Here is a 20,919-nt window from a genome sequence, read left to right as displayed (position 1 = left end):
CTCATCCGTCAGATCATGCCGACCAACGACCCCGCTCACGACCCCGCATCATGCCGAACCCGCAGGTCAGAACCACAATCCAAAACACGCCCTAGTCCGATCTGCTCACCCGGCAAGGCTCATGGCATGCATCAAGAGGAGCACGATGCCACCTACCGAGGGGATGACGCTTAGCGCGATGATGAGCCACTGCAGAGCACGGTTGCCCACGCCAGTGCGCAGCCGCACGATCGCCCATACGAGGGTGACCGGAGACAGCGGCCAGAGCACAACGGCGAGCACGACCAGCACCAAGTCCATGGCCTCGGTCTCTCCCGGCGCGGAGACGGGCGCCGGGGCGGGGGTCACCTCGGCGGCTCTGGTCTCCACGGGGCCCAGCTCGTCGAGCACGCGGCGAACTGACACCTCGTCCGTGCCATATCGTGCGAGCAACTCGGCGGCGTGTTCGCGCACCGCCGCCACCGTCTCGGCACGCTCCCGCGGGTCGGCGACGGCCAGGGAGGCGAGGTAGGCCTCGACCGAAGGCGGGAAGTCGGGGGTTGCGGTCATCAGGACTCCAGGGTCGTGCGGACGTCTGTCGTGAAACGGGACCAGGTGGCGGTGAACGTCTCCGGCGCTGCCCGACCCTCGCCGGTCATCTCCTAGGACCGACGCGGAGGATCCACTGCGGAGGGGACCTGGGTCGTGGTGACCCAGGTCTGCTGACGCAGACTCGACAGCAGCGAGTGGAGCGCGCCCTCGCAGGTCAGCAGGGAGCTGTTGGTGCCGAGACGTTTCGGCGAGTTCGAGCCCATAGACAGGCGTCGAGCGCGGGCGAGCCGCGACGCAGTAACACGTCACGGTCCGGGGGGCACCACCCGGTCCGTGTCGAGGGTGCGCACCGGGGAACCGGTAAGCGCACCGCCCACGACGACGTTCGAGGGGCGGCCGCCCGGTCGTCGGAGACGCAGGCGCACTCCCGAACGGGACTGGTTCGCCTTCACCGCGATGTTCTTCGCCATCTTCCAACCCGTCATCGGCGCACGGACCAGCACCTCGCGCTGACGCGCCGTCGGCTCGCGGCGGGTTCCCTCGGCGATTCCGAGGGCAGCCAGAACCCCGTTCGCGTAAGGGTTTTGGCACGTCGATCCGCTCACCCTGGACGGACTCGTCGAGCAGGTCGAAGTACGTGGCACAACGCGGGAATAGGGCGTAAGTCAGACCAGCCGCAACTACACCGCCTCGCGCTCGACCAGATCGGAGTCAGCGGGTCGCACCGTCGTGGAACGCACGTAGACCGCCAGCGCGACACCTCCTGCGATGGCCGCCACGCCCAGCACCGTGAAGCCCGGGAAGTAGCTGCCGGTGGCGGCGAGCAGCCCGCCGACCACCCAGCCGGCCACGATCCCGCCGCCACCGGCGCCGAAGCCGTTGATGATCCCGGTCGCGGGGCCCACCGCGTGGCTGGACATGCGGGTGACCGCGATAGCCCAGATATTGGGCGTGAACGCCGCGGTGAAGTAACCGAGGCCCAGGCTGATCAGCACGAACTGCGCGAGCGAGCTGTGGGCGAACGGGAGGCAGGCGATGAGGATCCCGCCGACCACAAGTCCGGACACCGCGATCGCGCCTCGCTTGCCGGTGCGGTCGCTGATGGCGATCATCGGGATGGTCAGCAGGATCGAGACCAGGTAAGGGGTCGCGGCGGCGAGACCGCTCAGGGTCGACGAGAGACCGAAGGTCGCCACCGTCTGCGGCAGGAACAGGGTGATGCCCCAGAAGAGCATGCCGTTGGCGAAGTAGCTGAAGACGATCAGCAGGAACCGCCAGCCGCCCAGCGCCGCGAAGCTCAGGCGCTCCTGCCGCACATCAGGGGTGCGTGCGATGCGGATGCTCGCGAACCGCGGCAGGTCGGGGCGCGACCGGAGGAACACCGCGTACAGCGGCACGATCAGCACGAGCCCGACCCCGCCCAGCACCCAGAACAGCGGGCGCCAGTCGAACGCTGCGTACATCGGGGTGAGCACGAAGAAACCGAGACCCAGGGCGAGATACTGGCCGTAGTACTGGATGAGCGCGCTCGCACGGCTCATCTCGTGCTCGTCGAACCACTCCTTGGCGAGACGGAACTGCTGGGGCCAGTAGAAGCCCTCGAAGACGCCCACGCCGACGCGGAGCGCGATGAGGACGGTGACGGACTCGCTGAATCCGATCGCGAGGGTGCAGGCCGAGTACCCGAACACCGAGACGAGCAGGATCCACTTGGCGTCGAACCGTGCTGTCAGGAGCCCGCCGAGCAGATTCGAGGCCAGATAGCCCCAGAGGAAGGCCGTGAGAGTCAAGCTGGACGTGCTCGCAAAGGCACCCCCCTCGAAGTCAAGGTCGCGGGCGACCCCCTCGATACCGATCGAGAGGTTGGATCGGTCGAGGTAGGCAACGAACAGGCCTACGGCCAGCAGCAGTCCGATGCGGACCCACCGGCCGTCTCGTTCGCGCACGTTTGCTTTGTTGTCATTCATGTTTGTGCTCCTGCGTTGAAGGTCAAGCGGTGTAGCGCCGCAGCATGTTGCGATCGATCTCGATACCGAGTCCGGGTTGGTCCGGGACGGTCATGACCGGACCGGTCGTGAGGCCGGCGAGGCCCGAGCGGAAAGGGTTGGGTGCCTGGTCGAGCTCGACGACCAGCGGAAGGCGGCCCACGGACGGCGTGACCTCGGGCAGTGCGGTGAGCAGATGGAGCCCTGCTGCGATGGTGATCGAGGATCCCCAGATGTGCGGCAGGGTGGGTATCCCGTGTGCCGAGGCCATCCCAGCGATCAGCAGCGTCTCCCGGATGCCCCCGCAAGCCGTCGCGTCTGGCTGGAGCAGGTCCACGGCCCGGGTCTCGATCAGCTCGCGGAATCCCCACCGCGTGAACTCCGACTCCCCGCCGGCGATGGGGACCGATGTCGTGGCCCGCAGCTCCCGGTACCCCTGCAGGTCCTCGGGAAGCACGGGCTCCTCGAAGAACCACAGGTCGACGTCGTCCAGCTCGCGCAGGAAAGACTTTGCCTCGGGCGTCGTGTAGCCGCGGTTCGCGTCCACGGCGAGACGCGTCGACTCCCCCAATGCCGCACGAACGCGGCGAACACGCTCGATGTCCTGCTTCAGGTCGGCGCCGACCTTCATCTTCACGTCGCGGTACCCGGCCTCCAGGAGCGACGCGGCCTCGCCCTCGATGTCTCCGTCCCAGGGACCCCTGTAATAGAACGCCGAAGCATAAGCCCGCAGTTCGGGGGTGCTCCTGCCGCCGAGCAGCCGCCAGATCGGCAACCCCGCTGCCTTGCCCGCGATGTCCCAGAGGGCGATCTCGATGCCGGAGATGGCGGCGACCGAGATGCCCTTGCGACCCCACTCCCGGTTCCGGTTGTACAACCCGTCCCAGATGTCGACAAGCTCTCGAGGATCGCGCCCGATGAGTAGCGGCCGGAACGGGTCGTCGATCAGCGCGCGGTTGCCCTGCGCCGGCCCAAAGCACTCGCCCCACCCGACCAGGCCGTCGTCCGTCCTGATCTCGACGAGACAGCTGCTCCGCGAGGCCCAGTCCCACTGGGACATCCCGAACGGAACATCAAGGCGGTGGCTCACCACATGTGTGGTGATCGATTCGATTTTCACCTGCGCTCCTCTCGTGGCGGCGCGACGGACTCGCGTCGCACCAGCTCGCCCGGCACCACCAGGTGCGGGACGTGGTCGAACTGCTCACCGACGGACATGCGGACGATCAGGTCACCCGCGAGCCGCCCCATCTCCTCCACGGGCTGCGCCACGGCCGTCACGGCGGGATGCACGGCGGCCATCCAGCCGGCGTCGGTGAAGCCGATCACCGAGATGTCCTGCGGGACACGCAGACCGGCGTCCCGGACGGCAATGAGAATGCCCTCCGTGACCGGGACGTTGAACCCGAGCACCGCCGTGATTCCTGGGTCAGAGGCCAGCAGGTCAGCCGTCGCCGTACGCGCGGCCAAAGAGGTTCCCTCGGAATACCGCACGACAGAGTCCCGCGTCGGACGCGCAGCCGTGGCGCGCTGGAGACCCGCCTCCCGCAGGTGGGTCGTGGAGGCACCTTCCGGCCCGAGAACCGCGGCGACCCGACGGTGGCCGGCGGCGAACAGCTCGTCTGCCGCAGCCGCGAAGGCCTCCGTCTCGTTGGTTACGATGGTCGGCACGTCGACGTCCGGCAGGGTCCGGCTCACCAGCACCACGTTCTCGAACAGGGCGACCTGCCGCGCCGAGAAACGACTTCCGGTCGCGGGCGACAGCACGAGCCCCGCCGGACGGTACGAGGCGAGCAGATCGAGCTGTGCCGACTCAAGCTCCGGGTCGTCGTCGCAGTTAAGCAGGAGGACGCTCAAGCCCGCCGTGCGCAGAGGGGTCTCGATGGCGCGGTGGAGCCGGGCATAGAACGGGTTCCCGATATCCGAAACCACCAGACCCACCATGGGGCTGCGCGCGGACCGGAGGCTCTGGCCGATCACGTTCGGCGAGTAGCCCACCTGTGCCGCCGCGTCGAGAACGCGCTTCCGCGCCTCGGCACTGACGTACCCGCGGCCGTTCAGCGCACGCGAGACCGTCTGGGCGCTGACCCCCGCCGCCTTGGCGACGTCGTGCACCGTCGCGCGGCTCTGCTTCGTCATGGTCCCCTCCCCTCCTCGGGCGATGTGTTAACGATAACCTAGCGCCGTCCCATGCCCGGACCGGTCTTCTTGTCGGACGACGACCCCCACGCGCCTGGCCCTGACCCGTCAGCTCCCGGCTCCCGGGGGCAATGGCGACGTCACGGTGGTCGGGACTTCCGGCCAGCGATGGGTTCACGAGCCTGCCGCCACTGACCGACTACCGGCGACACCCTCCCTACGGCCTCCGACGAGCACGATCTGGCCGGGCGGGCCGAACCGCCCGGCCAGGTCGCACCGCTCAGGCAGGGACGCGAGCGAAGGTGTCGGGGTCCGGGCCGGTGCGCTGGTCGCGGTTCAGCGCCCCCAGAGCAGACATCTCCGCGTCGCCGAGCTCGAAGTCGAACAGCGCGAAGTTCTCCTCCACCCGTGACCGGGTGACCGACTTGGGGAAGACGATGTCCCCGCGCTGCAGGTGCCAGCGCAGGGTGACCTGAGCCGGCGTACGACCCACGCGTTCCGCGATCTCGACCAGGACCGGGTCGCCGAGCACGAGGCCCTGCGCGATCGGGGACCACGCCTCGGTGGCGATGCCGTGCTGTGCTCCGAAGGCGCGCACCGACTCGTTGGTGAGGTACGGGTGCACCTCGATCTGGTTGACCGCAGGGACGTGGTCGGTCTCGTCCAGCAGGCGCTGCAGGTGCGGTACCTGGAAGTTGGACACGCCGATCGCCCGCGCCTTGCCGGCCCGGTAGACCTCGATCATCGCCTTCCAGGTCTCGACGTAGTCGACGTCGATGGTCGGCAGCGGCCAGTGGATGAGGAACATGTCCATCTGGTCGACGCCGAGGTCGGCCAGGCTCTGGTCCGCGGCCCGCAGCACATCGTCACGGCGGTGGTAGCCGTTGTTCAGCTTGCTGGTGACGAACACTTCCTCGCGGGTTAGCCCGGAAGCGCGCAGCGCCTCGCCGACCCCGCGTTCGTTGCCGTACATCTCGGCTGTGTCGATGTGCCGGTATCCCACCTCGAACGCGGTGAGCACGGCATCCCTCGTCTCCTCCGGCGGGATCTGGAAGACCCCGAACCCGAGCTGGGGAATCGACACGCCGTTCGTCAGGGCAACATCAGGAACGACACTCACTGAAATCTTCTCCTTCGACAATGTTCTGGTTACTTCACAGCGGAGGCGGTCTCGAGGACCGCCCGAGATCGCAGCCTTCCGGCTGCCAGCTCTTCGAGCGCGCGCGCCACTTCGGCCAGGGGGAACCTGTCCACGACCGTGCGCACCTGCCCGGCGGCAGCCAGCCGCAGGACCTCCGTCATCTGGTCGCGGTTGCCCAGCAGAGACGCCTTGACCACCTGCTCACGGTTAAACGGGAACCCGGTGATGTTCAGCGGGACGGCAGATACGAGCGTCCCGCCCCAACGCAAGGCACGCAGTGCCTGAGCGGTCACGACGTCGGACGGTGCGAACGTGACCGCGGCGTCGACGGAGTCTTCGAGCACCTCTCCCGGATCAATCCGGGAGGCGTCCACGAGGTGGCTCGCGCCGAGCTCCCGCGCCACCTGCAGGTGGTCGGAGTTGCGCCCGACGGCGACCACCTCGGCTCCGCGCAGCCGCGCGAACTGAACGGCCATGTGGCCCACGCCGCCCAGGCCGAAGATGGCGACTCTGTCTCCCGGGCGCAGGCCCGCCTTCTCCACCGCGGCGAAGGCCGTGATGCCGGGGCAGAAGAGCGGTGCGGCCTCGACGAGGTCGAGTGCGTCGGGGACGTGGTAAGTGTGCGCGGCGTTGGCGACCATCAGCTCGGCGTACCCGCCGTCAACGTGCTCACCGGTGATGAGCCGGTCGTGACACAGCTGCTCGCGGCCGGAGGTGCAGTACTCGCACGTGCCGCAGGTCCACCACAACGGCTGCACCCCGACGCGGTCGCCCCGGGCGAACCCGTCCACGCCCATGCCGAGCGCGACGACGGTGCCGGTGACCTCGTGTCCGGGCACGATCGGGCTGCGCCCGGGGACGCCGCTGTCCACCCAATCGCCCTCGATCATGTGGAGGTTCGAGCGGCATACCCCGCAGGCGGCGACCTGGACCAGCAGCTGGCCGGGGCCGGGCTCGGGGTCGGGCACTTCGCGCCAGGCGAGCGGCGCGCGGGACAGCGGGGCCGGGATGTCGAGTTGGATGGCGTGCATGGTCTCGACGTTAGGGACCGATCGCTGGCCCGTCCAAGAGCGGTCGGTAATGGCCGTCAGAGGTGATAGCGATGGACAGCGCCCTATGCGCCTCCCACGACGACCCGCGCCTCGTCGACCGCTGGCGCGGGCACCATCATGTCGGCGAAGAGCCGTCCTGCGCTGCCGCTCCCGGATCCGACTGCGACCTGGACGCTCCAGCGCAGTGCCGGATCGTCCACCGGGATCCGAAAAAGGCCCGAGGCCTGTGGCTTTCCCCCGACCGACGCAGGGACGAGCGCGACGGCGAGACCCTGGCGGACGACGTCGAGCAGCATGTGTACGTCGTTGACCGTGAACGCGCTGCGGCGTTCGAGCCGTCGGGCAGAGAACGCCGCATCGACGATGCGGCGTGCTCCCCAGGTCACGTCGAGATCGACAAATGTCGTGCCGGCCAGGGCTTCGAGCGTCACTTCCGGCAGCGTGACAACTGGGTGTCCCGGGTCGGCGAGGAGCTCGAAACCGTCGGCGAGGAGCTCGAGGGTCCGCGCGACGCCGCCCCCGGACGCGGGACTGGCCTCGTTGGCAGGGAGACCGATGAGAGCGACGTCCAGCTCACCGCGACGCACGTTCTCCAACAGCGACTGCGTTCCGCCCTGAACCATCCCGAGTGTCACGTCCGGGTGGGTGAGGTGGAACGTGCCGAGAAGGTCGGGCAGGTCTACAAGGTCGCCGAGGCACTGCTCGGCACCGACACGCAGACGGCCGGTGACCGTCCCGGAGGCCTCGAGCACCTCCTGCCGGACGGCGCGCGCGTCGTCGAGCATGTGGCGAGCCCGGGGCAGGAACGCCTCCCCTGCCGCTGTGAGCCGGACCCCACGCGGCGACCGCTCGAACAGCCGGGCCCGCAGCTCGCGTTCCAGGGTCCGGATCGAGCCGGACAGCCCTGGCTGGCTCACGTGGCTGACCTCGGCGGCACGGGTGAAGCCCTGCTCGTCCACCACCGCGACGAAGAACTCGATCTGCCGGATGTCCATTTCTCACACCTTCGCTCCAGCGACTGCCGCGCAGTCCACCATATCCGGATGGCGCGCCGCGAGGACGGCCCTCATGATGTCGCCACATGACAGCCCTACGTGAGCCCTCCCGCAGATGCCGTCGACCACCTCGTCAGCCGTCGTCCCGAGGTCGGTCCACGGGTGGCGTGCCGCCCTCCCCAGGCCGGACAGGTTACAGGCGAGGGCGTCACCGCTGCCGCCGGCGCCGGATGGACACGGCCTGCATGGCCGTGACGTGGGCCCTGAACAGGGTCTACGGCACATTCTTCTTCATCTTGGTCGCCCTGCTCCGCATCGCGCAGCGGCAGCGCCGCCAAAGAGCCGCTGGCGATGATGTGACGTGCCTGTTATCGCTGGACAGTAGATGTGCCGACCTGCGCCCGATAGTTGCCGCCCAGTCGGTCACCATCACGCGACACACTGGAGGGAAAAGCATGCGACAGGTGCGATCAGCACAAACCATCTCGACATCTCGATCATCGCGTTCGGGACCAAGCCGTTCGATGTAACCCAGGGCCACGGGTTCGCTGCCGCTGCTTCAGCAGCGACCACGCATACCGAGGACGGCCTACGAGAGATCGACACGATCGCCGGGGAGGCGGTGCCCGTGCGGGGTCCGCACCCGGAAGGCAAGAGAGGAAGCCTCTCATGATCACCACACTGCGCGACGCGTGGCGCACCGCTGTACCGGACATGAGCGATCGCCACGGGCCGCTGCCGCCGGTGATGCTCCTGCTCACGGTGGTCACCGGCCTGGTCGACGCGTACAGCTACCTGGTACTCGGCCGCGTCTTCGTCGCGAACATGACCGGGAACGTCGTCTTCGCCGGCTTTGCGATCGCCGGAGCCCAAGGGTTCTCGCTCGCAGCCACCGGGGTGGCGCTGGCCGCGTTCGCCGCCGGAGCGCTCGTCGGTGGCCGGATCATTCGTCGGGCACGGTCGCACCGAGCCCGCGTCCTGTTCCGGTCCCTTGCAGCACAGATTCTTCTGATCGCCGGGGCGTACCTTGTGGCCGAGCTCTCCGGCTCGCCGGGCGAAGCCGGCACCCGCTACCCGTTGCTCATCCTGCTCGGTCTCGGCATGGGGGTGCAGAACGCCGCGGCACGCTCCCTCGCCGTGCCCGACCTCACCACGACCGTCCTGACCCTCACCATCACTGGTACTGCTGCCGACAGCCATCTGGCAGGCGGTCCGGGCTCCAAGGCCGGACGGCGTCTGCTGTCGGCCGCGGCCATGCTCCTCGGAGGCCTCATCGGCGCGCTCGTCATCGTGCACGGCCACCAGGCGCTGCCCCTCGGGATCGCCGCTCTGCTGCTCGCCGCCGCCTGCGGCACCGCCTGGAGGCTCACCCGCTCCAGCGCCCCGTGGACCCAGCCCCTGTAAGCCTCGGCGTCAACGAGCCGGGCTGCCTGGACCCACACCAGCCTGCTCTCGATCGGCGCCCTCGCCGTCGCCGCGGTAGCCATTGTCGTCGTCGGACCAGGTGTCGGTGTGTACGCCACCGGCGTCGCGGTCGGAACGTTCGCCGGTCACGGCGCCGGTACGCCGAGCGGCATCGACTACCTGTTCGTACCGTCACCGCCGTGCGCCGAGCCAAGGATGGTCGGGACAACCGCGGAGAAATCGAGGTCTGCCGCGCCTTCAGCGGCCGCACGTTCGAGCCAGCCTTGCGCGGCCGCGGTGACGTTGAGCTCCGTGCCGGACCGAACCGCGGTATCGGTAGCCAGGCGCAGGTCCTTGAGCGCATGACGCAGCTTGAAGTTGGGTGGATAACTGTCGGTCTCGACGTTCTGGCGCTTGGCCCTGACGGTGGCTCCGATCGGGGTCTCTGCCAGAACGTCAAGCAGCGTGGAGCGGTCGAGATCGAGCGTGTCGCCGAGCGCAAGTGCCTCGCCGAAGGCCGTGACGGCCACGCCGAGGGTCAGGTTGACCACCACCTTGGTGGCCGCCCCCGCACCGGGCCCGCCTACGTGGTGCGGGGTACCGAGCGGGGCTAACAGCGGCCGCACGTGCGCGAAGGCGGCCGGCGTGCCGCCGACGAAGATGGCGAGCTGCCCGGCGATCGCCTCGGGGACGCTGCCACGCACCGGGGCGTCGACCAGGGTGACATGCTCCGGCATGCGGTCCCTGACCGAGCGGATCGTGTCCGGCCCGACCGTGGACATGTCGATGAGCCATTGTCCCGGGCGCAGCGCACCGACCACGCCGTCATCGGCCAGGAGCACCTCCTCGAGCGCCGGCGGATTCGCCAGCATCGTGATGACGGCGTCCGCACCGGCCACGGTGTCGGCCGGGGCTGCCGCGACCGTCGCGCCCCGGGCGACCAGTGGCTCGGCCTTGGCGCGGGTCCGGTTCCATACGGTGACCTTGTGACCAGCTTCAAGCAGTCGAGTCACCATCGGCGTACCCATCTGTCCGAGCCCGAGGAAGGCAAGCCTTGCCATCGATCTTCCTTTCCGAGGTGCTGCCCTGGACACCTGTGAGCAACTCACCGAGGTCGGATACTTTGAGGCGCCGTTTGCGTCTCTTCGCGGCGTTCTCGCGCGTACGCCCTTCGTCCATCGATTGCGCGAGTGTCGCTAGCGTCCGAGCGCGTCGAAGGTGTCCGCGTGTCCCGACACTTCGACCGTACGACATGGCATCAGTCAGTTCGACCCGGAGCTGGGACCCCGACCTGGGGGACGGGGGGTCCCAGCTCCTTGGGGGTTCATCTCGTCTTCATGGAGAGGCCCAGCACTTGGGTTGTCGGCGTGCTGTCAACTGCCTGCACGATGTCAGTCGCTGACCGCCGCAGCTGCCTGCTTGATGAGGTCGGCGACAGCGTTCGGCTGCGACACGTACACCGAATGACTCCCAGGTGCGGACACGACCGTCGAACCTGCGCGCTCGGCCATGAACTGTTGCGCCGGCGGCGGGATCATCCGGTCCTCAGTCGCGATGAGGTACCAGCTCGGCTTGATCCGCCAGGCCGGTTCACTCACTACGCCCGCCAGCGCCTCAACTCCCCACGGCACCTGTGAGTTGGCCATGAAGGTCGCCAACTCGGCGGACAGATCGCCCGCGAATGCCTCATGGAACTTCTCCCGGTCCAGGGCAAGGAACCCATTCCGAGGAGGCAGGATAGGCGGCACCGGGGCGCCCGGCGCCGGGTCGGCGATAAGCGTCTGGACTGACTCGCCCTGCTCCGGGACGAATGCCGCTACGTAGACGAGGCCGGCGACCTGCGGGTGAGTCCCCGCTTCGGTGACAACCACGCCACCGTAGGAGTGGCCCACGAGCAGGACTGGCCCGTCGTAGTCCTCGACGACGTGCGCGGTCGCCGCCACGTCGCCAGCGAGTGAGAGCGTCGGGTTCTGGACCACTGCGACGTCGAACCCGTCGCGGGTCAAGATGTCATGGACCGGCTGCCAGCCTGAGCCATCGACGAAGCCGCCGTGAATCAACACCACAGTGGGCTTGCTTGCACTCATCATTTCTCCTTCGATCTCGGACGTCGCGTTCCCTGACGCTGGGGTCGACGCGCGTATCGCACGTGCGTCAATTGACTGAGTAATCGTCCTGCTCCGTCACGCGAAGCGGGTGCGCTCACGGCAGGCGCATGGTCTTGACCGAACGTCGCTCGCCCATGGCCCGGTAGCCCTCGGCGGCTCCTTCCAGAGGCAGGGTTAGGTCGAAGACCTCGCCGGGCTGACCTCGCCGGCCATGAGGTCGATCAGCTCGGGGACGAAGCGGCGAACCGGGCCCGGGCCGCCGTAGAGGCGGACGCCGGACATCAACCACTCGTCGCCAGCCAGGCTGACTTCATGGAAGAGCCCGACGTATCCGACGTGCCCATCCGGCCGGGCAGAATGGATGGCCTACTGATCGACTCCTGGGTACCGACGGCCTCGACGACCGAGTGGGCGCCGATCCCGCCGGTGAGCTCTCCTATCTTCGCAGCGGCAGCATCGCCGCGCTCGGTGACGATGTCGGTCGCGCCGCAGTTCGTGGCGAGCGCCTGCCGGTCAGCGTCGCGGCTCGTCGCAATGATGCGTCCGGCTCCGAGTCCGTCGACCGCCAGCACGGCGAGGTGGCCGACGGCGCCGTCTCCGACGACCGCGACCGTCTTGCCAGGCCCGGCCTCGGCGGCCGCGGCGCCAAATCATCCGGTCCCGAGGACGTCGGAAACGGCGAGCAGGCTGGGGATCCGGCGGTAACGAGCGAGAGTTCGTCGAGGGCCTGGTCGCCGGGCAAGGACTCGCCGTCGACTGGGCATTCTCCCCACAGGAATACGAGCCACGCGGACTACCTGCGTGAGCCCGGGCGTCTGACAGCCTGGATGGAGATCGACCGGTCGCTCGGTGAGAGCGCCGCGCAGAACAAGCTGTTCCGGGCCGAGGGCTTCGTGCCCATGCCGATCCACGCGATCGGTGGTGAGAAGGCCGTGGGCGCCGGCGTGGGCGAGCAGTGGGAGAAGTACGCCTCCGACGTCGACGGACGCGTGACGGAGGACACCGGGCACGGGATCGCGGAGGAACGTCCCCGCGAGCTGACCCACATCCTGCGCACGTTCCTGCAGTGATCACTGCGGCGTAGGTGCGGGAAGCGCCACGAGCCCCGACCGCAGAGACATGCGGCCCTGGCCTTCCGACGCGGAAGTGTCAGGGTCGGTTCGTGGTCACACGTCAACAGCGAGGTTTTGGTGGGCCAGCCGGCGGATGGCCGCCAGGACGGGCTCGTACAGAGCGGTACCCAGGACGGCGTACTGGACGGCGGCCCGCGGGTCGCCGGCCGGCATCCCGTCCATCTCGGTGCGGGCGATGGCCATGACGTGGTCGCCGTACAGCCTCAGTCTGGCCGCATCGACCGGCATCCCGACTTCCTCGACGGCGAGAAGCGCGCTGTCGAGCTGCGCGAAGGCCGTCATCCGCTCGTCCGACGCGTTGTACGCCGGTCCCAGGGCGGCGAGGGCAGCTTCGGCCCGCGGGTAGCGCCGGTCCGAGTCCGGATCGGCCGGTTGGCTGTTCGCGAGAGCGTCGATCGCCATCCCCAGCATGCGGTAGAGGCTGCCCTCGGGTTGATCGACGATGTCGAGAATCCTCTTGGCCCGGCTCAAGGGCAGGCCGGCGACGATCGTGAGCGAGCGGATCAGTCGCAGCCGTTCAAGGTGCAGCTCGTCGTAGTCGGCGCGGGTCGCGCTCGTGGTGCGCCCGGGGGGCAGCATGCCCTCCCGGATGTAGAACTTCACCGTCGCCAGCGGCACGTCGGCCCGCCGGACCAGTTCCGAGATCAGCACCTTGCCTCCATTGGATATTGGCACTATCTTAGCGCTAGATAGCTCACTATCCAATCAGTCAGGAGCGTCGTGCACCCCACAGCCCGGATCGTCGCCCACCCGCGCACGTGGGCGGTCCCGATCGTCTTCCTCGTCGGCCTCGCCGTCCTGTTTCCCGCCGTCTACCTCTTCGCGACGGTGGACCCGCAGAAGCACCTCACCGACCTCCCGGTCGCCCTCGTGATCGAGGAGCAGACGATCGACAGCCCGCCGAGCGCGGCAGGTGCGGTCGCCGACGCGATCGAGGACGGGGCAGGCACCGAGATCGCCTTCACCCGGATGACCCCCAGCGAGCTGGCAGACGGCATGGGAAACGACACTGTCGCCGGAGCGGTGGTCATCCCCGCGGACTTCGACCAGTCGATCGCCAGCCTGCTGCCCGGCTCGGATACGGCAACGGTTCCGACCGTCGACATCCGCACCAACGCCGGGGACGGCGGGCTCAGCGGCGGGCTCGTCACGGGAAATCTCGCACCCGTGCTGAGGGGGGTCGCATCGGGCCTCGGTGCGCAGCTCGCGGCGAGCGCAGGCGGAGACGCCCTGCCTGCCGCGAACCAGGCGCTGCTTGCCACGCCTTTCGACGTGGTGTCGGCCCCGTACGCCGAACTTCCGGCGAACGCCGGACTGGGAACCAGCGCCTTCTACTACGCCCTGGTCCTCGTGCTGCTCGGCTTCGTGGGGGCGTCGATGATCAGCCCGATCGTCGATTCGGCACTGGGCTTCGCACCCAGCGAGGTGGGCCCTCTCGTGCAGCGACGCCCCTACATCGCCGCGTCCCGGCTGCAGACCCTTCTGGCGAAGTTCGGCATCCTCCTCGCCGGCGCTCCGGTCGCTGCGCTGGCCGCGCAGCTCGTCGCCGTCGGGCCCGTCGGCATCCCCGTCTCCGATCCGGTGACGCTCTGGCTCTTCTCCACCGCGACCATCATGGCGATCGGCACAAGCGCCATGACGGTGTTCGCCATCTTTGGCAACGGCATCGGCGCGCTGGTGAACACCATGTTCTTCATCGCGCTGTCCATGACGTCCTCCGGCGGAACCGTCCCGCTGGCCGCAACCCCGACCTTGTACCGCTGGCTCTCGGAGTTCGAGCCGTTCCGAGCGGTGGTCGACGGCGTGCGTGCCCTGCTCTATTTCTCCGGCAACCCCGACGCTGGTCTTACCGAGGCGTGGGTGCGCGTCGCGATCGGCGGCGCCATCGGCATCCTCCTCGGGATCACGATCACTGCTCTCTACGGACGGGTGCGGATGTTCACCCGCCACCCGCACCTCGAACCCTCGACCACTACCTGAACCAGGCCCCACAACCGAGCTCCATACCGAGGGGAACGCACCATCATGTCGACACCCGACCAGTCGTACGAGCGCTCACGTCGCCGCGTCATCGCGAAGACCGTCTACCAGGGCGCGGTCGCCCTCTGGGCACTGCTCGGCGTCGTGTAGGTCGCGATCTGGAACCTCACGACGGGCGGCTACTTCTGGCCTGTCTGGCCGATCCTGGGAACCCTTGTCGCCGCGGTCGCCTGGGCGATCCCCGCCTACGCGCACCGACCTGTCGTCTCCGAGCGTCGAATCCAGGCCTAGCTGGCCCGCATGCGGGACGGCCTCTGACGTCATGACCACGCGGCCCCTCCCGGCAACCTTTTCGAAGCTGTACCGCTGGCACCGCCCGCTCCTCACGTTCGCCGCCGCCCTGGTGGTCCTCGCGGTTGGCCCTGCGAACCAGGGAATAGGACGCACCCCCGCGGCGGGTGTACTTCGGTGCCACGTCTAGCCAAGTTTGGGAAATGGTGACATTACGACGATTAACGGTGCAAACCATGGAAGTTGCCCTGACCTGCACCTATGCCCCTGACGATGCGCTCATGGGCATTCCACGGGCATTGAAGATTCAGGTGATGATGCATGGCCTCAGAATCAGATGGAGGAACGGCGCCCGCCAGAGTCGAGAGGGCACCTCACCCGCTTCTGGCCGCGCCGCGGCGCTCGGTGACCGGCCCTCATCCCTGCGCCGTCGGCTCTGCCGTATTCAGCTGCGACAGCCACAGCGCGTACGGTCACTCGGGCTTCCGAATGCTGGGCTTCAGACGTTGAACTGTGCGAACCGGTCCTGACCTGGTGGTCTATCTCCTGCCGTGAGCGGCTGGGATTTCCCTGGGACTTGGGACCGGTAGCGAAATAGAAGTCGCCGGCCGAAAGCCAGCCGACGCGGCGAGAATCCCTCGCGGGCTGCTCGCCGATGCGCACGGCAGCCGCCGAGCGCATGCCCAGACTTGACCGTCCCGGAACGCAATGTCATTTCGACAACGTCGCCTCGACCGTATGACACCTATCGAGTTCGAAACCGTTTACGCTGACCGGACCCTGGCCCTCGCGGCCTGACTCATCAAAGAAGACGTGTCAGCCATTCCTGGGGCAGTCCCTTGCTCTACGAGGCCGTGCCGGAGTCTGCATCTGCCGCGGCGTCAGCCGAGTCGTCCGAGCGGTTGAGCGTGGTCGTACCGGACCAGTGCGACAGCAATGCGAGGGCCTGGGCTGAGGGTGAGTGTGGTTCGACCGTGTGGGCGGCCAGGACGAGGTCGGGTTCTCCGACCGGGCCCAGGAGTTCGTATCCCAGCTCCAGCTCGCCGACGAGGGGGTGGTGGTAGCGCTTGCTGCCGTGCTCACGCCGGTACACGTCGTGTTCAGCCCACCAGTGTCGGAAGTCGGGGTCGCCCACGGCGAGGTCGCCGACGAGTTCGGCGAGCTTCGGATCGTGGGGGTGGGTGCCGGCGTAGGAACGCAATTCGGCGACCACTCTGCGCGCGGTGGCCGCCCAGTCGTCGTACAGGTGACGGGCGGCGTTCACGGTGAACAAGTAGCGGACCATGTTCCGCCGTTCTGCCGGAAGCAGATCAAGACCGACGTAGAAGGCCGCACCGAGGTCGTTGATGGCGATGAGGTCCTGACGAGGGCCCAGGATGAGCGCCGGGACGTCGGTCAGCAAGTCCAGGGCCCGCTGCAACCCAGGTCGCAACCGCGGGGCGGGCGGGTTCACGGGCTTGTGCCGGGAGGGGCCGGCAAGCGCGAAGAGGTGATCGCGTTCCGCGGCATTGAGCTGGAGCACCCGGGCGATGGCATCAAGCACCGAGGCGGAGGGGTTCTTCGTCCGACCTCGTTCCAGTCGCTCGTAGTACTCGGCGCTGACCCCGGCAAGCAGGGCCACTTCCTCGCGCCGCAGTCCGGGCACCCGGCGGACTCCGATTGACGCCGGCAGCCCCGCATCCTGCGGAGCGATGCGGGCGCGGCGCGTGAGCAGGAACTCGCGCAAGTCGTTCGCTGCAGGATCGGCCATCCTCCGAGATTATCCGTGCCCACGGTGATCCGCGGGGGGCCTGTCGTTACCCCCTCTGACCGTTACCCGGTCACAACAGGGCGTGGTGCCACCGTCAGCTCGGATTTCTCATGGAACCAACGCAGCAATCCGAAGTCGAGACAAACAACGGAGCATCATGCAACAGCACACCCTGGGTAGGTCAGGCATCATCGTCAGTGACATCGCGTTCGGCGCGATGAACTTCGGCTTTCCCGGCGGCCCCTCCGACGAGGTGGCCGTGAGGATGATTCACCAGGCGTTGGACGCCGGAGTGAACCTGATCGATACCGCAGACGTCTACACCGCCGGTGAGTCCGAGCGCGTGGTCGGGCTCGCGATCAAGAGCCGCCGTGACGAGGTCGTCCTGGCGACGAAGTTCGGCCTTCCGATGGGCGAGGACCCCAACCAGGCCGGTGGTTCGTCGCGTTGGCTCAAGCGCGCCGTGGAAGACAGCTTGCGCCGTCTGGACACGGACTACATCGACCTGTATCAGATGCACCGGCCGGACTACCGAACCGACGTGGACGAGACGCTGGCGGCACTGTCCGACCTGGTGCGCGAGGGCAAGGTCCGCGCGATCGGCTCCTCGACGTTCCCTGCCGAACTGATCGTGTCGGCCCAGTGGGCGGCGGAAAAGGGTGGGCATCGTCGGTTCGTCACCGAGCAGCCCCGCTACTCGATCTTCAACCGCCGTCCCGAGACGCACGTGTTCCCCACGATGCAGCAGTTCGGCATGGGCGCGATCACCTACGCGCCGCTTGCCAGCGGCTGGCTCTCAGGCCGCGACGACCCCTCCAGCGGCCAGCGCGCGCAGATGGAGACCCACGTCTTCGACCTCGATAGGGCGGCCAACCAGGCCAAGAGCACCGCGGTGGCGCAGTTGCGCGAGCTCGCCGACGGCCTCGGCATCCCGATGACCCACCTCGCGCTGGCATTCGTCCGCGCGCATCCGGCGGTGAGCGCCGCGCTCATCGGACCGCGGACCCCCGAGCAGCTCGAGGATCTCCTGGCCGCCGCGGACGTGACCATCGACGACGCCACGCTTGACCGGATCGACGAGATCGTCGAGCCGGGCACAGACATCAATCCGGCCGACAACTACGACGCAGTCATCCCGGCCATCGCCGACAAGCAGGCGCGTCGCCGCCCCTGAAGCCGGCACCCACACAGCCAACCCGCACGCCAAGCGTGTGCACCGCGGCCTGCCATCACGGCCGCTCAGAGGCACCGTCGGCTCCGCCCCAAGCGTCCGGCGGCGCTGACGTCGTCGAGCAGATCCGCAAGCTGAAGGAGCTACACGAGGCAGGAATCCTGACCGACGCGGAGTTCAGCACAAAGAAGACTGAACTTCTCGATCGGCTCTAGCCCGTCACACGACCGACAGACAGCCCGATCAGACCGAGAACGATCGGCACGACGAATCATCAGCGCACGGCGAGGACATCTCGATGTCCGGCCCCCCGCGAAATCCCTCCACGGGATCCGTCCGTCTCCGATGACGGATCACGTCGACCTGCCGCCGTAGATGCCGCACGGGCGTTGCCACCGTCAACAACGGCTCCACCACGCGCGCCGATGCCAGACCTTTCCGTAGTGGGACATCTCGGGCACAACAAGCTCCAGAGGGTGCCGGAACTGGGTCCGCCCTGTCCCCGTTCAGGCGGGAAAGTGGTTCGGCGATCTTGCTCTGCTCCGCGCGAAATGCACGGCCTGAGCTGGTTCGTCGTGCCTACCCGGGGCCACACGGGGTCATGCACACGGTCGATCTCGGCCCAGCTGTCCCGACATCTGGTTGAGGTGACGGCGCGGTGAGACGTGACTGGTGCCTCGAAACGGCGCGTCAACGCGCAGCCTGCCGGGAAGGGAGTCGCACTGCGGCGGTCCGCACGGACTGGACGATGAAGTACTCCGAGACGAGGACGTTGCCCACGAGGGCCGTCCAGGCGCTGGCAGTGTAGATGTCGCTGAAGTCCATCGTGGGCGCCACTGTCATGAGGAGGAGCTGGTAGACCCGCAGGGTGACGGCGGCGAAGGTCAGAGTGTAGTTACGGATCATCCAGATGCGGTGGAGCTGCACGTCGCCGCGGCGGATGGCCCGGTACGCCTGCGCCGCCGAGTACAGCTACGCCGCGATGAGGATGTAGAAGGCGACCTGCAACGGGAAGCCGCTCGGCGTGACCGCGGAGGAGTACGCGGCCGCCAGCGCGGCGATCACGACTGAGATCAGATACACCCGGCCGGCCATCCGGTGCGCCTGGGGAAATCGGGCCCGCAGGGGAGAGACGAACTGGAAGGGCCCGATAGCCATGGCCAGTCCGGCGGGCAGGGCGTGCACCACCAGGCTGGCGTAATACCCGACGATGGTCCGGTCGACGGGAAAGTTCGAGCTGCCGTGGCGGTCGGTCTTATTGCTGCTGTCCGGGTTCGGCTCACAGCAGTTTGTCGAGCATGATCGGGAGCGCGCTTCGAAATGGTCGCGGGACGTGTGTACGCGGCAGATCTGCTGGGCTGTCTACGTGGCTCGCCGGGTCGTCGGTTCAGCGCAGGGACTGCGCGCCGATGACGGACAGCACCTGCAGCTTCTCGTAGCTCTCCGTACCGGGAACGGCGGTGTAGACCATCAGGGAGTGAGCCTGACCAGGATCGATCAGCCGCTGGCAGTTGAGCTCCAGGGCGCCCACCTCGGGGTGGACGAAGTGCTTGACCTGGTGGGGATGTATCCCGATCTCGTGGTCGTCCCACACGCTCCGGAACTCCTCGCTGCTGTCCAGGAGCAACCCGGCCAGGTAGGCCGCCCGGGACGCCGGGCCACGAAGGGTGACGAGCCCACGCAGCCCGGCGGCGTACATCCGGGTCAGGAACGCGTGCTCCTCCGGCGCGTAGATGTTCCGGACGCCCGGGTCGGTGAACCACCGGTAGCCGATGCTGCGGGCAGGCCCGGTGTATCGGGTCGTGTCGCCGGTCAGTGCTACGCCCATCGGGGTCTGCCGCAGGGTCTCCCCCAGCTCGGTGATGATCTCCGCGGGCGTGTCCTCCAGCCGGTCGAGGATGCGCAGCAGCCCGGGGTTGATGTGCTCGCTGGACGAGCCCCTGGGCGGTGGGTTGTGGCCGGCGAGGCGGAAGGGGTGGTCACGTTCGTCGATCGACAGGTGCAGCCCCTGGGCGATCGAGGCGAGCATCTGCGGCGACGGCTGCGGACCGCGCTCCCGCTCCAGGCGGGAGTAGTAGTCGGCCGACATGTTGCACAGCGTCGCGACCTCCTCGCGCCGTAGCCCGCTGGTCCTGCGGCGCTGTCCCCGAGGCATGCCGACGTCCTCCGGCTGCAGTGCCTCGCGCCGGTTGCGCAGAAAGCCGGCCAGCCCGGTGCGATCGATCATGACGCTCCCCCTCCTGGAGTACTGCCTCGTTTCTATCCCGTGCGGGCGGGGGTAACCACGGCCTGGCGATCCCCCCTTATGGAGCGGAGCCGTGGCCCGGCGAGCCTGTGATCGGGAGGTCCTGGATAGGTCTTCGCCGTCCGCCAAGGATCGATGCCACGGCCGAACGCACGGACCGAGTGGACGGCCCGGGCAGCCCGATCGCACAAGGAGCAGATGATGACCGACCTGACAGGAAGAGTCGCCGTCGTGACGGGTTCGGCACGCGGGATCGGAAGGGCGATCGCGCTGCGGTACGCGTCGCTGGGCGCGAGCGTGGTGATCAACTACTCCGCGGACGGGGACAACGCACGACGCACGCTGGACGAGATCGTGGACGCCGGGGGGCGAGGGATCGTGGTCCAGGCCGACGCGTCGTCGCTGGCCGACCTGGACCGGCTGTTCACGACTGCGATCGACACGTTCGGCAGTCTCGACATCGTGGTCGCCAACGCGGGGCGCGAGGTGATCGGCCAGCCGGCGGTCGAGGTCACCGAGGAGGAGTTCGACCGCGTGTTCGCGGTCAACTCCAAGGGCGCCTTCTTCACGCTGGTGAAGGCAGCGAGGCTGGTCTCGGACGGCGGGCGGCTGATCTACGTCGGGTCGAGCACCACCGTCAGCCCCTATCCGGGGATGGGCCTGTACTCGTCGTCGAAGACGGCCGCGGCCAACCTCGTGCGGATCCTCGCGCTGGAGCTCGGCCCGCGGAACGTCACGGTGAACACCGTCCTGCCCACCGCGACCGCGGGCGCCGGTGTGTTTACCGACGTCACCGAAGGTGATGAGTTCCACCGGATGAACGCCCAGCTGCGCCCGATCGGCGGACGGGGCGGCACCCCGGAGGACACCGCCGACGCCGCGGAGTACCTCGCCGGCGACCTGGCAGGCTGGGTCAGCGGTCAGTCGCTCGTCGTCGCCGGCGGCGCGGTCCAGTGACGACCGCAACCCTGCCCTGCGCGACCTCTACGTTCCG

19 protein-coding genes and 2 pseudogenes are annotated in these 20,919 nt (G+C 68.2%); 6 read left to right on the top strand and 15 right to left on the bottom strand.

The features are described from left to right. Positions 1-105 precede the first annotated feature (105 nt). From ACIPN7_RS27185 to ACIPN7_RS27150, 8 genes are all read right to left on the bottom strand, one after another. Positions 106-549, bottom strand: a complete 444-nt coding sequence (locus tag ACIPN7_RS27185) for a hypothetical protein (RefSeq protein ID WP_400549868.1) — start codon at positions 547-549, stop codon at positions 106-108. Positions 550-836: 287 nt separating this feature from the next. Continuing rightward, positions 837-1,136 carry a hypothetical protein gene (locus ACIPN7_RS27180; RefSeq protein WP_400549866.1) on the bottom strand — a complete coding sequence of 100 codons (300 nt, stop codon included), beginning with the start codon at positions 1,134-1,136 and terminating at the stop codon, positions 837-839. A 75-nt stretch (positions 1,137-1,211) separates the two neighbouring features. Beyond that, positions 1,212-2,498: an MFS transporter gene (locus ACIPN7_RS27175; protein ID WP_400549864.1), complete on the bottom strand. Its 1,287-nt coding sequence runs from the start codon at positions 2,496-2,498 to the stop codon at positions 1,212-1,214. Between the two features lie 22 nt (positions 2,499-2,520). Next, the gene (locus ACIPN7_RS27170) at positions 2,521-3,636 is read right to left on the bottom strand and encodes a mandelate racemase/muconate lactonizing enzyme family protein (protein ID WP_400549863.1); all 1,116 of its coding nucleotides are present in this window, start codon (positions 3,634-3,636) and stop codon (positions 2,521-2,523) included. Then, positions 3,633-4,631 carry a LacI family DNA-binding transcriptional regulator gene (locus ACIPN7_RS27165; protein WP_400549861.1) on the bottom strand — a complete coding sequence of 333 codons (999 nt, stop codon included), beginning with the start codon at positions 4,629-4,631 and terminating at the stop codon, positions 3,633-3,635. Before ACIPN7_RS27165 ends, ACIPN7_RS27170 begins: the two co-directional genes overlap by 4 nt. A gap of 304 nt (positions 4,632-4,935) precedes the next feature. Continuing rightward, a complete protein-coding gene (locus ACIPN7_RS27160; protein WP_400549859.1) occupies positions 4,936-5,775 on the bottom strand; it encodes an aldo/keto reductase in 840 nt (279 codons plus the stop codon). A 29-nt stretch (positions 5,776-5,804) separates the two neighbouring features. Next, positions 5,805-6,827: an alcohol dehydrogenase catalytic domain-containing protein gene (locus ACIPN7_RS27155; protein WP_400549857.1), complete on the bottom strand. Its 1,023-nt coding sequence runs from the start codon at positions 6,825-6,827 to the stop codon at positions 5,805-5,807. A gap of 83 nt (positions 6,828-6,910) precedes the next feature. Beyond that, entirely contained in the window at positions 6,911-7,843 is a 933-nt protein-coding gene (locus ACIPN7_RS27150) for a LysR family transcriptional regulator (protein ID WP_400549855.1), read from the bottom strand. Positions 7,844-8,512: 669 nt separating this feature from the next. Between ACIPN7_RS27150 and ACIPN7_RS27145 the strand changes: the two genes are divergently transcribed. Next, the gene (locus ACIPN7_RS27145; RefSeq protein ID WP_400549853.1) at positions 8,513-9,247 is read left to right on the top strand and encodes a YoaK family protein; all 735 of its coding nucleotides are present in this window, start codon (positions 8,513-8,515) and stop codon (positions 9,245-9,247) included. Between the two features lie 176 nt (positions 9,248-9,423). Here the strand turns inward: ACIPN7_RS27145 and ACIPN7_RS27140 are convergent, their stop codons facing one another. The 3 genes and pseudogenes from ACIPN7_RS27140 to ACIPN7_RS27130 all read right to left on the bottom strand — a co-directional run. Beyond that, a complete protein-coding gene (locus tag ACIPN7_RS27140) occupies positions 9,424-10,308 on the bottom strand; it encodes an NAD(P)-dependent oxidoreductase (protein ID WP_400549851.1) in 885 nt (294 codons plus the stop codon). 330 nt (positions 10,309-10,638) lie between these two features. Beyond that, the gene (locus ACIPN7_RS27135) at positions 10,639-11,334 is read right to left on the bottom strand and encodes an alpha/beta fold hydrolase (protein WP_400549849.1); all 696 of its coding nucleotides are present in this window, start codon (positions 11,332-11,334) and stop codon (positions 10,639-10,641) included. Between the two features lie 115 nt (positions 11,335-11,449). Beyond that, positions 11,450-12,050: pseudogene (locus ACIPN7_RS27130) on the bottom strand (zinc-binding dehydrogenase); the annotation flags it as partial. A gap of 132 nt (positions 12,051-12,182) precedes the next feature. Between ACIPN7_RS27130 and ACIPN7_RS27125 the strand changes: the two are divergent. Beyond that, entirely contained in the window at positions 12,183-12,425 is a 243-nt protein-coding gene (locus ACIPN7_RS27125; RefSeq protein WP_400549847.1) for an alpha/beta fold hydrolase, read from the top strand. A 96-nt stretch (positions 12,426-12,521) separates the two neighbouring features. Here the strand turns inward: ACIPN7_RS27125 and ACIPN7_RS27120 are convergent, their stop codons facing one another. Further along, entirely contained in the window at positions 12,522-13,139 is a 618-nt protein-coding gene (locus tag ACIPN7_RS27120; RefSeq protein ID WP_400549845.1) for a MerR family transcriptional regulator, read from the bottom strand. A 69-nt stretch (positions 13,140-13,208) separates the two neighbouring features. Between ACIPN7_RS27120 and ACIPN7_RS27115 the strand changes: the two genes are divergently transcribed. After that, positions 13,209-14,468 carry a YhgE/Pip domain-containing protein gene (locus tag ACIPN7_RS27115; RefSeq protein WP_400549843.1) on the top strand — a complete coding sequence of 420 codons (1,260 nt, stop codon included), beginning with the start codon at positions 13,209-13,211 and terminating at the stop codon, positions 14,466-14,468. Positions 14,469-15,603: 1,135 nt separating this feature from the next. Here ACIPN7_RS27115 and ACIPN7_RS27110 read toward each other — a convergent pair. After that, positions 15,604-16,509 carry a helix-turn-helix domain-containing protein gene (locus tag ACIPN7_RS27110; RefSeq protein WP_400549841.1) on the bottom strand — a complete coding sequence of 302 codons (906 nt, stop codon included), beginning with the start codon at positions 16,507-16,509 and terminating at the stop codon, positions 15,604-15,606. A 157-nt stretch (positions 16,510-16,666) separates the two neighbouring features. Here ACIPN7_RS27110 and ACIPN7_RS27105 point away from each other — a divergent pair, with 157 nt between their 5' ends. Together ACIPN7_RS27105 and ACIPN7_RS27100 are read left to right on the top strand one after the other, a co-directional pair. After that, entirely contained in the window at positions 16,667-17,683 is a 1,017-nt protein-coding gene (locus tag ACIPN7_RS27105; protein WP_400549839.1) for an aldo/keto reductase, read from the top strand. Between the two features lie 35 nt (positions 17,684-17,718). Next, entirely contained in the window at positions 17,719-17,895 is a 177-nt protein-coding gene (locus ACIPN7_RS27100) for an SHOCT domain-containing protein (protein ID WP_400549837.1), read from the top strand. Positions 17,896-18,370: 475 nt separating this feature from the next. Here ACIPN7_RS27100 and ACIPN7_RS27095 read toward each other — a convergent pair. Together ACIPN7_RS27095 and ACIPN7_RS27090 are read right to left on the bottom strand one after the other, a co-directional pair. After that, a pseudogene (locus ACIPN7_RS27095) lies at positions 18,371-18,865 on the bottom strand (DUF2306 domain-containing protein). 202 nt (positions 18,866-19,067) lie between these two features. Further along, complete coding sequence (locus ACIPN7_RS27090) at positions 19,068-19,907, bottom strand: helix-turn-helix transcriptional regulator (protein ID WP_400549835.1); 840 nt, start codon at positions 19,905-19,907, stop codon at positions 19,068-19,070. A gap of 219 nt (positions 19,908-20,126) precedes the next feature. Between ACIPN7_RS27090 and ACIPN7_RS27085 the strand changes: the two genes are divergently transcribed. After that, positions 20,127-20,882 (top strand): SDR family oxidoreductase, encoded by a 756-nt coding sequence (locus ACIPN7_RS27085; RefSeq protein WP_400549833.1) that lies wholly within the window; start codon positions 20,127-20,129, stop codon positions 20,880-20,882. Positions 20,883-20,919 lie beyond the last annotated feature (37 nt).

This window comes from Promicromonospora sp. NPDC090134 (genome assembly GCF_044746965.1).
Lineage (GTDB): Bacteria > Actinomycetota > Actinomycetes > Actinomycetales > Cellulomonadaceae > Promicromonospora.
The sequence above is the reverse complement of the archived record's forward strand: the minus strand, read 5'-3'. Positions and strand labels throughout refer to the sequence as shown.